This window comes from Winogradskyella sp. HB-48 (genome assembly GCF_049942685.1).
Lineage (GTDB): Bacteria > Bacteroidota > Bacteroidia > Flavobacteriales > Flavobacteriaceae > Winogradskyella.
Genome location: NZ_CP187934.1, coordinates 1,309,509 through 1,323,975 on the forward strand (window position 1 = coordinate 1,309,509; position 14,467 = coordinate 1,323,975).

9 protein-coding genes are annotated in these 14,467 nt (G+C 36.0%); 5 read left to right on the forward strand and 4 right to left on the reverse strand.

Annotated features, from left to right (window positions below):
* The first annotated feature begins 141 nt into the window (after positions 1-141).
* The 5 genes from ACPX19_RS05815 (at position 142) to ACPX19_RS05835 (ending at position 8,403) form a co-directional block, all read left to right on the forward strand.
* Positions 142-2,985 (forward strand): WD40/YVTN/BNR-like repeat-containing protein, encoded by a 2,844-nt coding sequence (locus ACPX19_RS05815; RefSeq protein WP_426432056.1) that lies wholly within the window; start codon positions 142-144, stop codon positions 2,983-2,985.
* 107 nt (positions 2,986-3,092) lie between these two features.
* Complete coding sequence (locus ACPX19_RS05820; RefSeq protein WP_426432057.1) at positions 3,093-3,779, forward strand: succinate dehydrogenase cytochrome b subunit; 687 nt, start codon at positions 3,093-3,095, stop codon at positions 3,777-3,779.
* An 11-nt stretch (positions 3,780-3,790) separates the two neighbouring features.
* Positions 3,791-5,791, forward strand: a complete 2,001-nt coding sequence (locus ACPX19_RS05825; protein ID WP_426432058.1) for a fumarate reductase/succinate dehydrogenase flavoprotein subunit — start codon at positions 3,791-3,793, stop codon at positions 5,789-5,791.
* Between the two features lie 10 nt (positions 5,792-5,801).
* Positions 5,802-6,548 (forward strand): succinate dehydrogenase/fumarate reductase iron-sulfur subunit, encoded by a 747-nt coding sequence (locus tag ACPX19_RS05830; protein ID WP_426432436.1) that lies wholly within the window; start codon positions 5,802-5,804, stop codon positions 6,546-6,548.
* A gap of 82 nt (positions 6,549-6,630) precedes the next feature.
* Positions 6,631-8,403 carry a MutS-related protein gene (locus tag ACPX19_RS05835; RefSeq protein ID WP_426432059.1) on the forward strand — a complete coding sequence of 591 codons (1,773 nt, stop codon included), beginning with the start codon at positions 6,631-6,633 and terminating at the stop codon, positions 8,401-8,403.
* Positions 8,404-8,466: 63 nt separating this feature from the next.
* Here ACPX19_RS05835 and ACPX19_RS05840 read toward each other — a convergent pair whose 3' ends face one another.
* The 4 genes from ACPX19_RS05840 to rpmA all read right to left on the reverse strand — a co-directional run bounded on the left by ACPX19_RS05840 (position 8,467) and on the right by rpmA (position 14,441).
* Entirely contained in the window at positions 8,467-9,480 is a 1,014-nt protein-coding gene (locus tag ACPX19_RS05840) for a phytase (RefSeq protein ID WP_426432060.1), read from the reverse strand.
* 4 nt (positions 9,481-9,484) lie between these two features.
* The gene (locus tag ACPX19_RS05845) at positions 9,485-12,319 is read right to left on the reverse strand and encodes a TonB-dependent receptor (protein WP_426432061.1); all 2,835 of its coding nucleotides are present in this window, start codon (positions 12,317-12,319) and stop codon (positions 9,485-9,487) included.
* Positions 12,320-12,476: 157 nt separating this feature from the next.
* Complete coding sequence (locus tag ACPX19_RS05850; RefSeq protein WP_426432063.1) at positions 12,477-14,042, reverse strand: tetratricopeptide repeat protein; 1,566 nt, start codon at positions 14,040-14,042, stop codon at positions 12,477-12,479.
* A gap of 138 nt (positions 14,043-14,180) precedes the next feature.
* Positions 14,181-14,441, reverse strand: coding sequence for a 50S ribosomal protein L27 (gene rpmA, locus ACPX19_RS05855; protein WP_076618949.1), 261 nt, complete (start codon positions 14,439-14,441; stop codon positions 14,181-14,183).
* Between the last annotated feature and the right edge of the window lie 26 nt (positions 14,442-14,467).

A 14,467-nucleotide genomic window follows, 5' to 3' on the forward strand; every position in this document is an offset into this window, starting at 1 on the left:
TGATAATTTATTTGTGACTCAAAAATAAACAAACAATAATGCAAGCCCAAACCTATGGTGATAATCTGTTAAACTTTGTTTATAAATTTTGAGGATATAGGGATTAATGGCTAAATTCAGCCAACTTAAAAACCAATCCACATGTCATATACAAAAGTACTTTCCTTATTTGTAGGAATTGCTGCAACCCTAAGTTTTGCACAACAACCTGCAACCGCTGCAGAAACTGTAAAAAATGCCTTGGCGCAAAAGCGAGAGATGGCAAAAACCTCATTGGTAAAGAACGTCCCTTTTGAAAATATTGGACCTACCATAATGAGTGGTCGTGTGGTCGATGTGGATGTGAATCCAAATATGCCTTCGGAGTTTTATGTAGGCTATGCCTCAGGTGGTGTGTGGCATACTACCAATAATGGAACCACATTTACACCGATTTTGGATAGTTCGGACACACAAAACGTGGGTGATATTGCCGTGCACTGGCCAACACGAACCCTATATGTGGGAACTGGCGAAAATAATGCCTCAAGATCGTCTTACGCTGGTATTGGTTTGTTAAAGTCCACCGACAATGGCAAAACTTGGGAGAATCTTGGGTTGATGGATGCGCATCATTTTGCACCCATTTTAATTCACCCAGACAATCCTGATGTGATTACGGTTGGAGTTACAGGACATTTATATTCCCCAAACCAAGAACGTGGTATTTACAAAACTATTGATGGTGGTAAAACTTGGAAACAAACCTTGTTTGTAGATGATATGAGTGGTATTATTGATTTGCAACATAGTCCTAATAATTATAATGTGATGTTTGCCACGTCTTGGACCAAAGATCGTAAAGCTTGGAATTTCAAAGGAAATGGAAGCAATTCTGCCATATACAAAAGTACAGATGCAGGAGACACCTGGACCAAAGTTTCTACTGAAAAAAGCGGTTTCCCAATAGGTGATGGCGTTGGTCGAATTGGTGTAGCCCTGTTTAATGATGATGTGGTGTATGCCGTGCATGATAGTCAGTTTAGAAGACCGGATGATAAAAAGAAGGATGACAAAGACGATTTGACCAAAGACGATTTTAAAACCATGTCCAATGCCGATTTTCTGGCTTTGGATAACAAGAAACTCAATACTTTTTTAAGAACGAATGGTTTTCAGGAAAAATACAGAGCTGAGAATGTCAAGCAAATGGTGCGTTCTGGCAACGTAAAACCTATTGATTTAGCCAAATATCTTGAAGATGCCAATTCGATGTTGTTCGATACTCCTGTGGTTGGTGCTGAGGTGTACAAAAGTACCGATGGTGGCACTACTTGGAAGAAAACTCATGAGGATTATTTAGACGGTATTTACTATAGTTATGGCTATTACTTTGGACATATTCATGTGTCGCCAGCCAACGAAAACCACATATATATTTATGGTGTGCCGATTGTAAAATCTAAGGATGGAGGTAAGACGTTTACAAGCATTAGTGCAGAAAATGTCCATGCCGATCATCATGCGCTTTGGATCAATCCTAAAAACCCAAATCATTTAGTGGATGGTAATGATGGTGGTATCAATATTAGCTATGATGATGGTGCGAATTGGATAAAGAATAATTCGCCTTCCGTAGGGCAGTTTTATGCCATTAATGTAGATAACGAAAAACCGTATAACGTTTACGGTGGTTTACAAGATAATGGTGTTTGGGTTGGTGCTCACAATGCACGCGAAGATAAAAGTTGGCTTCAGCAAGGGCAATACCCTTGGAAATCCATAATGGGAGGTGATGGTATGCAGGTGCAGATCGATAACCGTAATTCTAATATCGTCTACACGGGTTATCAATTTGGAAACTATTACAGGCTCAACCTTGACACTGAAGAGCAAACCTATATACAACCAAAGCATACCTTAGGTGAAAATCCATATCGCTTCAACTGGCAAACACCGATTTTATTATCGCCACACAACCAAGATATTTTATACTTAGGAGGTAATAAATTAATGCGTTCTATGAATCAAGGGAACGATTGGGAAGCCATTAGTAACGATTTAACCAAAGGAGGTAAAAAAGGCAACGTGGCCTATGGGACCCTAACCTCCATTTCCGAAAGTCCATTTCAATTTGGATTGATTTACACTGGAAGTGATGATGGTTTGGTACATGTTACTAAAAATGCAGGAGGCAGCTGGACTAACCTTTCAAATGCATTTCCAAAGGATTTATGGGTGAGTCGCGTCATTGCTTCGCAGCATAAAAAAGAACGCGTTTACGTCACCTTGAATGGCTACCGTTGGGACGATTTTAAAGTCTATGCCTACATGAGCGATGATTATGGACAATCGTGGAAAGACATTAGCGGTAACATACCGGCATCTCCAGTCAATGTGATTAAGGAAGATCCCAAAAACGAAAACATGTTGTACTTGGGAACAGACAACGGAGCCTACGTGTCTTTTGATATGGGTACATCCTGGGAGGTGTTTTCTGAAGGACTACCAAACGTCGCTATTCATGATATGGTAGTGCAGCCGGAAGCTAATGATTTACTATTAGGAACGCATGGTCGAAGCATCTACAAAGCCAATATTGAGGCCTTACAACAAATGAATACTTATTTAACTGCAAAACCAATCACTATTTTTGAGGTGAGCCCTGTAAGACATTCTAGCCGTTGGGGAAGCGCTTGGAGTCAATGGTCAGATGCTTACGAACCGAGTAAAACCATTCAGTATTTCAGCAGTACATCGGGTGAAAAAACAATGACGGTGATGTCTGAAAATGGTGCGGTCTTAAACAGTATGCAGCTGAAGGCAGATAAAGGGTTCAATTACGTGGATTACGATTTAACATTGTCTGAAAAAGGAAAGAAAGCCTTAGAAAAAGCAAATAAAGAATTACAAATTGGTAAATCTGGCAACGGAAAATATTATTTGCCAAAGGGGAATTATACTTTAAAGATTGGTGAATCCGTGGCAAAATTAGAAATAAAGTAGGCTATCTAATTAAAACGATTCTAAATAAATAATTATAGTTTACACTTGTTGTCAAAACGCCATTTCTACTGTATTTTTGTAGGACTAACAAAAAGATTAGATCTACAATGAGCGGAATTCTAAATTCGTCAATTGGAAGAAAGTTTGCCATGGCACTTTCGGCACTCTTCCTAATGGTTTTTCTCGTAATGCATGTTTCCATCAATTTCACTTCAGTTTTTAGTGAAGAACTGTTTAATGAAATGTCACATTTCATGGGAACAAATCCTCTAGTACAAGGGGTCATGCAGCCGATATTAATTTTTGGAGTCATTTTCCATTTTATAATGGGGTTTGTGCTCGAAGCTAAAAATAGAGCCTCTAGAAATGTAAAATATGCTAAAAACGAAGCCTCAGGTAACTCGAGTTGGGTCTCAAGAAACATGTTACTAACGGGGTTGGTAATTTTAGCGTTCTTAGGGATTCATTTTTACGACTTCTGGGTGCACGAAATGACGGTTAAGTATGTTAATGGTGATATGAGTGGTCTTATTGATCCTAATAATGCTGAGTCAGGCTACCGTTATTATGAGGAATTAAGGGAAAAATTTGTAAGTCCTGTTAGAGTAGGGATTTATGTAGTGGCATTTATCTTACTTTCATTACACTTACTTCACGGATTTAATTCGGCATTCCAATCTATTGGTGCAAACAATAAGTATATTAAAAGTCTTAAAGGATTTAGTAAAGTGTATTCGATAGGAATTCCTGCTTTATTCATCTTTATTGCAGTTTACCATCACTTTACACACTAAAAAATAAAGCTATGTCAATATTAGATTCTAAAATACCAGAAGGTCCTTTAGCGGACAAATGGACTAAACATAAAAATGAAATTAACCTTGTCAATCCAGCCAACAAACGTTTAATAGATGTTATCATCGTTGGGACAGGTTTAGCAGGTGGATCTGCTGCTGCTACTTTAGCTGAGCTGGGGTACAACGTTAAGGCGTTTTGTTTTCAGGATTCGCCAAGACGCGCACACTCTATCGCAGCACAAGGTGGAATCAATGCAGCGAAGAATTATCAAGGCGATGGTGATTCAACTTACCGTTTATTCTACGATACTGTAAAGGGTGGTGACTACCGTTCGAGAGAAGCTAACGTGTATCGTTTAGCTGAAGTATCTACAAACATTATTGACCAGTGTGTGGCCCAAGGTGTGCCGTTCGCCAGAGAGTATGGCGGACTATTAGATAACCGTTCATTCGGTGGTGTATTAGTTTCCAGAACTTTCTACGCTAAAGGTCAAACAGGACAACAGCTATTGCTTGGCGCTTATGCAGCCATGAATCGACAAATCGGACGTGGTAAAATAAAAATGTACACACGTCATGAGATGTTAGATGTTGTTATTGTCGATGGTAAAGCCAGAGGAATTATTGCACGTAACTTAGTGACCGGTGAAATTGAACGTCATTCAGCACACGCTGTAGTTCTTGGTACAGGTGGTTATGGAAATGCATTTTACTTATCTACCTATGCGATGGGAAGTAACGTTACGGCAGCATGGAAAGCACACAAACGCGGAGCTTTCTTTGCGAACCCTTGCTACACACAGATTCACCCAACCTGTATACCAGTTTCTGGAGACCATCAATCTAAATTGACATTGATGTCTGAGTCTTTACGTAACGATGGACGTATATGGGTGCCTAAACATAAAAAAGATGTTGAAGCGATTAGAAATGGAAGTTTAAAACCAACAGATATTGCTGAAGAAGATAGAGATTACTACTTAGAGCGTCGCTATCCCGCTTTTGGTAACTTGGTGCCAAGAGATGTAGCGTCTCGAGCAGCCAAAGAGCGTTGTGATGCTGGTTATGGTGTTAATCAAACAGGTGAAGCGGTTTACCTAGATTTTGCTTCGGCAATTGAGCGTTATGGTAAAGAACAAGCTTATGTAAAAGGACTAGACGTCAATGATAAAAAAGTAGTGACCGATTTAGGTAAAAAGGTTGTTGAAAATAAGTACGGGAACTTGTTCCAGATGTATGAAAAAATCGTAGACCAGAATCCGTATGAAACCCCAATGATGATTTATCCTGCTGTGCATTATACCATGGGAGGTCTTTGGGTAGATTATAATTTAATGACTACGGTACCTGGCTTATATGCCATTGGTGAGGCTAATTTTTCAGACCATGGTGCTAACCGTTTAGGAGCATCAGCCTTAATGCAAGGTCTTGCTGATGGATACTTTGTATTGCCATATACCATTGGTGATTACTTGGCTCATGATATTAGAACAGGAACTATTCCAACAGACACAAAAGAGTTTGACGAAGCCGAGAAAAATGTTAGAGATACGATAAGTAAATTCATAAACAATAAAGGAACAAAATCTGTAGATTATTTCCACAAGCGATTAGGTAAAATTATGTGGAATAAGTGCGGGATGGCTCGTAATGAAAAGGAATTGAAAGAAGCAATATCTGAAATTGCAGCTTTACGAGAAGAGTTTTACAAGGATGTCTTTGTGCCTGGAACAGAAAATGAATATAATGAAGAATTAGCGAAAGCTGGTCGTGTTGCTGATTTCTTAGAACTAGGAGAATTATTTGCTAAAGATGCTTTAGAACGTAACGAATCTGCTGGTGGACACTTCAGAGAGGAGTACCAAACCGAAAGTGGTGAAGCGTTACGTGTTAAAGAATACCAGTATGTTTCAGCATGGGAATACAAAGGGCAACCGAGTGAGGCTGTGCACCACAAAGAGCCATTAGAGTATGAAAATATAGAAGTGAAAGAGAGAAGTTATAAATAAAAAAGCTATGATGAATTTAACATTAAAAATATGGCGTCAAAAAAATGCCGATGATAAAGGAAAAATTGTTGACTACCAAGTCAGTGGTATATCTCCCGATATGTCTTTTTTAGAAATGTTAGATGTTCTAAATCAAGAGTTAATTGAAAAAGGGGAAGAGCCAGTGGCTTTTGATCACGATTGTAGAGAAGGCATTTGCGGAACTTGCTCTTTATATATTAATGGTAGGGCACATGGTCCTCAAACCAAAATTACAGCGTGTCAGTTACACATGCGTAGTTTTAAAGACGGAGATACCATATACATAGAACCATGGAGAGCAAAAGCGTTTCCAGTAGTTAAGGACTTAATTGTAGATCGATCTGCGTTTGATCGTATTCAGCAGGCTGGCGGCTTTATTTCCGTAAACACTTCTGGAAATACGCAAGATGCCAACGCTATTCCTATTGAGAAAGAAAATGCAGATAAAGCATTTGATGCGGCTACGTGTATTGGTTGCGGTGCTTGTGTTGCTAGTTGTAAAAACTCGTCAGCCATGTTATTTGTTTCTGCAAAAGTATCTCAGTTTGCCTTATTACCGCAAGGCCGTGTTGAAGCAACTGATCGTGTACTCAATATGGTGAAACAAATGGATGAAGAAGGTTTTGGTAACTGTACCAATACTGGAGCTTGTGAGGTAGAGTGTCCTAAAGGAATATCTTTAGAGAACATTGCACGTATGAATAGAGAGTATTTGGCAGCAAGTTTGAAAGGCTAATATTCCTAAGATTTTAGGAAATTTCAAATACAAAATCCCAAGGTAAAGCATTATCTTGGGATTTTTATTTTTATTCGATTTAATGGAAAACGCGATTACATTCTATAATAAACAGCTTAAAGAACACGTCACAGAATCTAAAAGTATTTACAAGAAAATGAGTTTGTTGAGTGTGCTACGCTTAACCGTTTTTGGACTTACCGTTTTTTGTATATATCTCACTATTGAAAAGTGGCAAGTAGCCTTAGTAATAGCAACTGTTGGATTGGCTCTGTTTTTGGTTTTACTATCAAAATATACCGATCTAAAGACCAAGCGTCAACTACATAAACGACTGGCTAAAATTAACGAAGAGGAGCTTAAAATTGCTTCAGGTAATTTTCATAATAGAGCAGATGGGAGCATTTATCAAAATCCTGCGCATGCGTATAGCTTAGATATTGATTTATTTGGTAGAGGTTCCTTTTTCCAATATATCAACAGAACAACTATAAAGGAAGGTACACAATCGTTTGTTAATTGCTTACTGGCCAACGATATTACAAATATTGATGACAGACAAAATGCGATTAAAGAATTAGCTGATGAGCCCGAATGGAGGCAATATTATTCTGGTATCTCACAGGGAGTAAAGGTTGAACATTCTGCAAAATCAATTATTGAATGGCTAAAGGATTATAAACCATTTTTAAATTCAACATTATATTGGTTAACAATAATTTTTAGTGTAGCTTCATTAGCACTTTTGGTGTTAGGTATAACTGAAGTTATTCCAATAAAATATGCTGGTTATTGGCTACTTTTAGGTTTGGCAATTACGGGGCGTTATTTAAAGTCGATTAATCATGTAGCCCAAAACACTGAAAAAGCCAAGGACACTTTTAGACAATATGCTTTATTGTTGAAAGAAATTGAGCAGAAACAGTTTCAGTCTAAGTTATTGCAACAACAGCAACAAAAAATTCAATCGCAAGGTGAAAAAGCGTCTCAGATATTTTCTAAATTCTCTAAGGCTTTAGATGCTTTAGATAACCGAAACAACTTTATATCGGCCATTTTTGGGAATGGCTATTTATTATGGGATATAAGACAGACTTACAATATAGAGCAGTGGATTAAAAAGTATGCGCATAAGGTTGAAGATTGGTTTGATGTGGTCACATTTTTTGACGCCTATAACACTTTAGGAAATTATGCTTACAACCATCAAGAATTTATTTATCCTGAAATCACTTCTGAAAAAATTATTATCAAAGCCAAAGATTTAGGACATCCGTTATTGAATCCAGAAAAGCGAATTGACAGCGATCTAGAATTGTTTCAAGAGCAATTTTTTATTATTACTGGAGCCAATATGGCAGGGAAAAGTACCTTTTTAAGAACTGTTGCATTGCATATTGTTATGGCAAATGTAGGATTGCCAGTTTGCGCTACAGAGAGTAAGTACAAACCGATAAAGTTGATTACAAGTATGCGTACTACAGATTCTTTAACAGATGATAGTTCTTACTTTTTTAGTGAGTTAACACGACTGAAATTTATCGTAGATACGATTGCCGAAGACCAAGATTATTTTGTGATTTTAGATGAAATCTTAAAAGGAACTAACTCTACTGATAAAGCCATTGGCTCCAGAAAGTTTGTGGAGAAATTAGTCCTTCAAAAAGCCACAGGTATTATCGCTACTCACGATTTAAGTCTTACCGAAATTGAAACCGAATTAGAGGCTGTAAAAAACTATTACTTTGATGCCGAAATCAAAAACGATGAACTCTTTTTTGACTACAAACTAAAGAAAGGGGTTTGCCAAAACATGAACGCGAGCTTTCTGTTGAAGAAGATGGAAATTGTTTAATAAAAAACCCTTTCCAAAAATCAGAAAGGGCTTTTCGCAATCAATAAAAAATTAACTTAAAATTTATCTTAGTTTTAATGAATCTAAAGCATGAAAGAAAAAGTCTTGCTCGTCATTCATTGATACAAACAGTCCGTTAGGATATTTTTTACCTAAAGGTGTTGTTACAACATCGCAACCATCAGTTTCAATTGTACCAAGGTTTATTTCTTTTACAAAGCTATTATCGCTTCGTTTAAAAATGTTGAAGCTGTGGTTTTGTTGGTTAGATACTATGATGAAGCCCTCTCCATTTTTGTAAGTAGCAATGGCAATACCTTCAATATCATCTTTAAAATGGTCTGTACCGAATAAAGCAATTTCCTTGTCCCCTTTTTTAGGGTCAGCATGATATTTTCTTATACCTATACCTTCGTCAGAGAAATACACAAAACCCAGTTCGTCATCTACAGCAATGGCTTCAATTTCTTTTTGACCACTAAAGGTTCCCATTTTACGCAATAGGTTAGAATGTACACCTAATGAATCGCTAACCAAAGCATATTGGTATAAATAACCTTCTCTAGGACCAGCTTTTCTACTCACAAAAACTGAAATTTCTTCAGTTGATGGATTCTTATAAATAGAAACTCCCATAGGTCGCTTTTGTAGTATATCTGTTTCATCCTCAAAGACTTTAAAACCACCGTTGTCTAAAGGTTTCATATTTGGTACAGAGTATACTCTGATTTGATTTTTCTCACGTTCAGAAAATACCATAATATCCGTTTTTGTAGAGTCGTTCAGTTTAAAACCGTATTCTACATCCACATTGTTAGGATAGCTAACACCTTTTAAGCTTTTCTCCTTTATGATTTTTCCGTCTAAATCTAATGCATACACACCTCCATCAATTTCATCCTTATCTGTACCAAAAACAATACTTTGTTCTGGGTTTTTGTGATTAATCCAAATGGCAGGATCATCACTATCGTGCGGTAATTTTTCGGATTTTAGTGTTGGTGCAATTTCTGGTAATCCATTTCCACAAGAGAAAACTATAGCAGAAATAACACCTATTATTAAGGTTTTCTTCATTATCTTACTTCTTAAATAAATCATATTTTAAACCAAATGTTAAACGCATATCATAATATTCCATTTGCATTGTTCTGCTGCTTACACCTTGGTAATAACGTAATGGTTGGTTAGTAATGTTATTTAAATTCACATACAAGCTTAAGTTGTTGTTTAAAGCCACATTGGCGTTAAAGTCTAAGAAGAACTGCTCGTCGTAATAACGGTCTTCAAAAGCATTACCTCCAATTTCATCGATATAAGCATCAGAATAATTAGCAGATAAACGTAAACTGAACTTTTTACCAGCATAACCTAAAGAACCGTTAAACATATTCGGTGACGTTTGTGGTAAATCTAAATCTGTACGCTCTTCACCATCTTCGTTACGAATACCATCTGCACTAGATGTTAAGTAAGTATAGTTTAAATAGATACTGAAATTTTTGGCAAAACCAGGTAAGAAATCTAAACGACGTTGGAAAGATACCTCTGCACCAAATACTGAAGCATCATCACCATTTAGAGGTTGGTATACTTCGTAACCGTTTTCATCTTCAGACTGGAAAATATAAGTAAAGTCCGAAATACTTTTGTAGAATAAACCACCAGAAACAATACCAACAGATTTAAAGTAGTGCTCTGCCATAAAGTCGAAGTTCATAGACGTTGTCGGGTCTAATTCTGAGTTTCCTAAGAAAATTTCTTCATCCTCATTATTGATTTCTCTATATGGCACTAAGTCTACATAGTTTGGTCTTGCTAAAGTGTTGGTCCAAGCAAAACGTAAAACGGTATTATCCGTTACATCATATTTTAAATGAACACCAGGTAAGATGTTGGTATATGAGTTTTCGTCTTTAACTTCAGCAATACCATCAACATCACCATCTTCGTTAAATACAAGCTCGTTACCTGTACTTTCAATAGAAGTATGTTCTAATCGTACACCAGCTAAAACACTTAGTTCGTCTGTGATATTTTGATTAAGCATAGCGTAACCTGCATATACGTTTTCATTGACGTCAAAGTTAGCAGTAGCATATTCTTCTGGTAAATCTTCACCTTCAAAAAGGTTAGTATCGCTAAGATTTAAGCCACCCAAAAATTCTGGACTAGCAAATGTGCCGATTTGGTATTGGCTTCCAGCTAAGAAGTCTGTATCCGAATAACTCCTTGTAGGTGCCATGCCTAAAAATTCTAATGCACCAGTTTCATCACTGTATTCTATAAAACCGTTTGCTCTGTTTTTGTTTTTTAATCTTGTTTTAGCACCAAATTTTAAAAAGCCGTCATTCCCATCAATTATAGATACTGGCAATTGTGCATTCAAAAAAATATTAATGTCTTCTTCTTCTGTATATTGGTTTTCTTCTGTAAGCTCACCAAATTCAAAATCAGCAAAATTAGCATCAGCAGGATTTGTAGGGGTGAACAAAGGTTTATCTTGATTGTTATTAAAGTCGATTATGTATTCACTCTCATACTCTAAATAACGCTCGTTTAGACGCTCTTCTGAAGCTTTTGCAAAAGATGCCATCCAATCGAATTGAACACTACCAAAAAGGTGCTCACCTCCAAGGCTATAATTTTGCATACGTTGGTCCTCTAAACGTCTGTTTTGGTTTCTGTCGTTATCTATACCACCTTTAGATTGGCGTTTTGCTTCTACAGGGAACATAGTAAGGTTACCGTTACCATCTACTGTGAAATCACCAGGTGCAATGTCTTCACCATCTAAAATTTCATGTTCTAATCTAAAACGATTTTCTCTATCGTCTCTCCAGTTATAGATAGATTTAAAATAAACGGAATTGTTATCATCGAATTTATAATCTAAGTTAGCTGAGAAGCTACGACGTACACGTTGTACTAGATATTCTCTGATTTCAAAAACGTTAGCATAAGGATTTACATCCACTTCTTCAAGATTATCTTCGTCTCCGTTGTTAAATTCAAACTCGTCTGTCCATTCTGCTTCAACGTTATCACTTCCAAAGTCGTTATCGTTTATGGATGCAGAAACCATCCAACCGAATTTATCGTTTTTACTTCGGTCTCCAACTAAGAACGATCCATTTAAAATTCTTTTGTCTGTGATAAAGTTAAGACCAGAACCAACAGTTGCAGACAAACGGAAGCCTTGAGGCGATGTACGCGTAATTAAGTTTACAGAACCACCAAGGGCATCAGCATCCATGTCTGGTGTTACTGCTTTGTTAACTTCAATAGTCTGTATCATATCCGATGGAATTAAATCCATCTGAACGTTACGGTTATCCCCTTCTGTCGAAGGAATTCTACTGCCGTTTAAGGTAACAGAGTTTAATTGAGGAGAAAGACCACGAACAATAATGTTACGTGCTTCACCTTGATCTACCTGCATTGTAATACCAGGTATACGCTTTACCGCATCACCAATATTGGCATCTGGGAATTTACCGATTTGGTCAGTAGACACTACGTTGGTAATATTTTGTTTGTTCTTTTGGGTGTTTAAGGCTCTTGCTTGTCCACTAAGACCAAAACCAGTAATGGTAACTTCTTTTAATTCGGTATCTTCAGAATTTAAAGTAAAGTTTAAAGTTACAGTTTGGCTTGCAACAATATCTATCTCTTGAGTCACATCTGAATAACCAAGATATTTTACTGTAATAGTATATTTTCCTTCTGGAATATCTACAAGTACATATTTTCCATTAAAATCAGTTACAGTTCCTTTATTAAGTGATGTAATAGAAACTGTTGCACCAGGAATAGTTAGACCATCCTTATCTGTTATGACACCTTGTAAATTTCCAGACTGAGCGAATCCGAAAAAAGATAGGGTTAAAAATAAAAGGGTAAAATAATGTTTCATTTAAGGTTGATTTTTGTTTTTCTCAAAACTAGCTTGAAGCCTGCATTTGTAGATAAAATGAGCGTTAACAAAAAGTAACTTAGCTAGGCAAAAACACTATAAAACATAGCAACATTTACAATTACATAACATTACATAAAGGTTGGCAAAACATTGTTTATAAATTGAGAAGATAAGCTTGTAAATCATCCTTAGATTCTAATGGTAGTTTTTTTCTGAGTCTATAGCGTGCTATTCTAACACTGTCTGATGTAATTCTTAATATCTCTCCGATCTCTTTAGAAGACAGATTAAGGCGTAGCAACATACATAATCGCATTTCTGAGGATGAAAGTTTCTCTTTGGCATCGTTTTTTAGTTTTGAAAAGAAACTTGGATGTATTTGGCCGAAGTAGCTCATGAGTTCTGTCCATTCATTATTGTTTTCTAAATCGGCTTCGATGTCTTTAACTATGTCCTTTAATTTTTTAGAAACTAGTTCACTATTGCGATTCTTTAACTTAGAAAGCGTTTTAGAAATGTCTGAAAGCATTTTGTTTTTATGAGCAATATGTAGACTATAATTGGTGAGAGAAGATACTTTAATGTCTATTTCCCTCTTTAAGGCAATTTCTTTGGCTGCTTTTTTGTCTAAGTCTGCTTGAAGCAATTGTTGTTTGTACTCTAGTATTCGCTTTTCGTGTTTTCTTCTTTTTTTCCAGTAGAGAAAAAGAGCTAATAGAGCTAAAAGTATAGTACTTGTAGTAATTAAAATAACGCTTTTCTGTACTTTATTTATTTCGTTTTGTTTGTTTAGTAATTGTACTTTGTTTTCGTTTTCTTTTACATCGTGCAGAATTTGCAAAGCACTTACTATTTCATTATTGTTTTGAACAAGCTCTTCCTCATTGGCAATATATTGATTGTTTAGGTATTTATAAGCTTCCTCAAAATTGCCCATATCAGCATAGGTTCTAGATAAATCTTTAAGAGCACTCACTAATTGCGATTGGTTGTTTGCAGATTTAGCTAACTTTAATGCTTGCTCAGTAAAAAGTATAGCATCACTGTATTTTTTAGTTTTTCTGTTAACGTCACCAATATTGTTAATGATATTAATTTTTAAATCCCATGGGCTGTTTTTGGCAAAACGATTGGCAATATTAAAATAGTTTAAGGCTTTTTGGTATTGCTCCAAATCTTCATAAATACTACCAATGTTTTCGTTTGTAATGGCAATACCAGTACTATCTTTTAATAAGCTAAAAAGCGACAAACTCTTTTCTTGAAACTCTAAAGCTTTATTGTAATTACTGAGTTTTTCGAATACACTTCCTAATAGAGCATTAGAGGTAGCCTCACCTTTTTTGTAATTTATATTTTTTGAACTGCTTAGCGCTATTGAAGCATGTTTTTCTGCTAAACTATATTGTTTGAGCTCTAAATTGATTATAGCTAGTTGATTCTGTACTTTTACAAAACTAGAATCCTTTGGAAGGTGAAGCTCTAAATACACTTGATAATAGTGAGTGGCTTCCTTAAATAGGGAAGTACCATTAAAAAAATCTGCAAGTTTAATATTAGCTAAACCAATATTGGAAGAGTCATTTTCTGTAATAGCATTTTTTAATTCAGCTTTAAGAGAAAAGAGTTCTCTTTCTTTGGCTATGTTTATTTCTTGGGCATTTAGTGAATAAACAAATGCAAAGAGAAAAAGAATTCTTATACACTTAATGAGAAGCAAAGTAAACTACAATTTAAACTTGTAAAGTAAATCGATACATGTTATTTAAATCTATAGTTTGTATGATGAAAATGTTACCAATAAAAAAAGCGGTTAGAAAAAATCTAACCGCTTTAAATTTTATAAAGAAAATGTTTCTTAAGCCTCAAAAGGGGCTATAGAAACATAAGACTTATTGTCTTTTTTCTTAGTAAATTGCACGATACCATCAACTTTAGCATGTAAAGTGTGGTCTTTTCCTTGGTATACGTTTTCACCTGGGTGATGTGTATTACCTCTTTGTCTTACGATAATGTTCCCAGCAACAGCAGCTTGACCACCAAAAATCTTAACACCTAATCGTTTCGATTCTGATTCTCTACCGTTTTTAGAACTACCAACTCCTTTTTTATGAGCCATTGTCTTAAGGTTTTATATTGTTAAAC

Coding starts and splice junctions, on each gene's coding strand:
- ACPX19_RS05815 (WP_426432056.1), top strand. CDS start 142: ATGTCATATACAAAAGTACTTTCCTTATTTGTAGGAATTGCTGCAACC.
- ACPX19_RS05820 (WP_426432057.1), top strand. CDS start 3,093: ATGAGCGGAATTCTAAATTCGTCAATTGGAAGAAAGTTTGCCATGGCA.
- ACPX19_RS05825 (WP_426432058.1), top strand. CDS start 3,791: ATGTCAATATTAGATTCTAAAATACCAGAAGGTCCTTTAGCGGACAAA.
- ACPX19_RS05830 (WP_426432436.1), top strand. CDS start 5,802: ATGAATTTAACATTAAAAATATGGCGTCAAAAAAATGCCGATGATAAA.
- ACPX19_RS05835 (WP_426432059.1), top strand. CDS start 6,631: ATGGAAAACGCGATTACATTCTATAATAAACAGCTTAAAGAACACGTC.
- ACPX19_RS05840 (WP_426432060.1), bottom strand. CDS start 9,480: ATGAAGAAAACCTTAATAATAGGTGTTATTTCTGCTATAGTTTTCTCT.
- ACPX19_RS05845 (WP_426432061.1), bottom strand. CDS start 12,319: ATGAAACATTATTTTACCCTTTTATTTTTAACCCTATCTTTTTTCGGA.
- rpmA (WP_076618949.1), bottom strand. CDS start 14,441: ATGGCTCATAAAAAAGGAGTTGGTAGTTCTAAAAACGGTAGAGAATCA.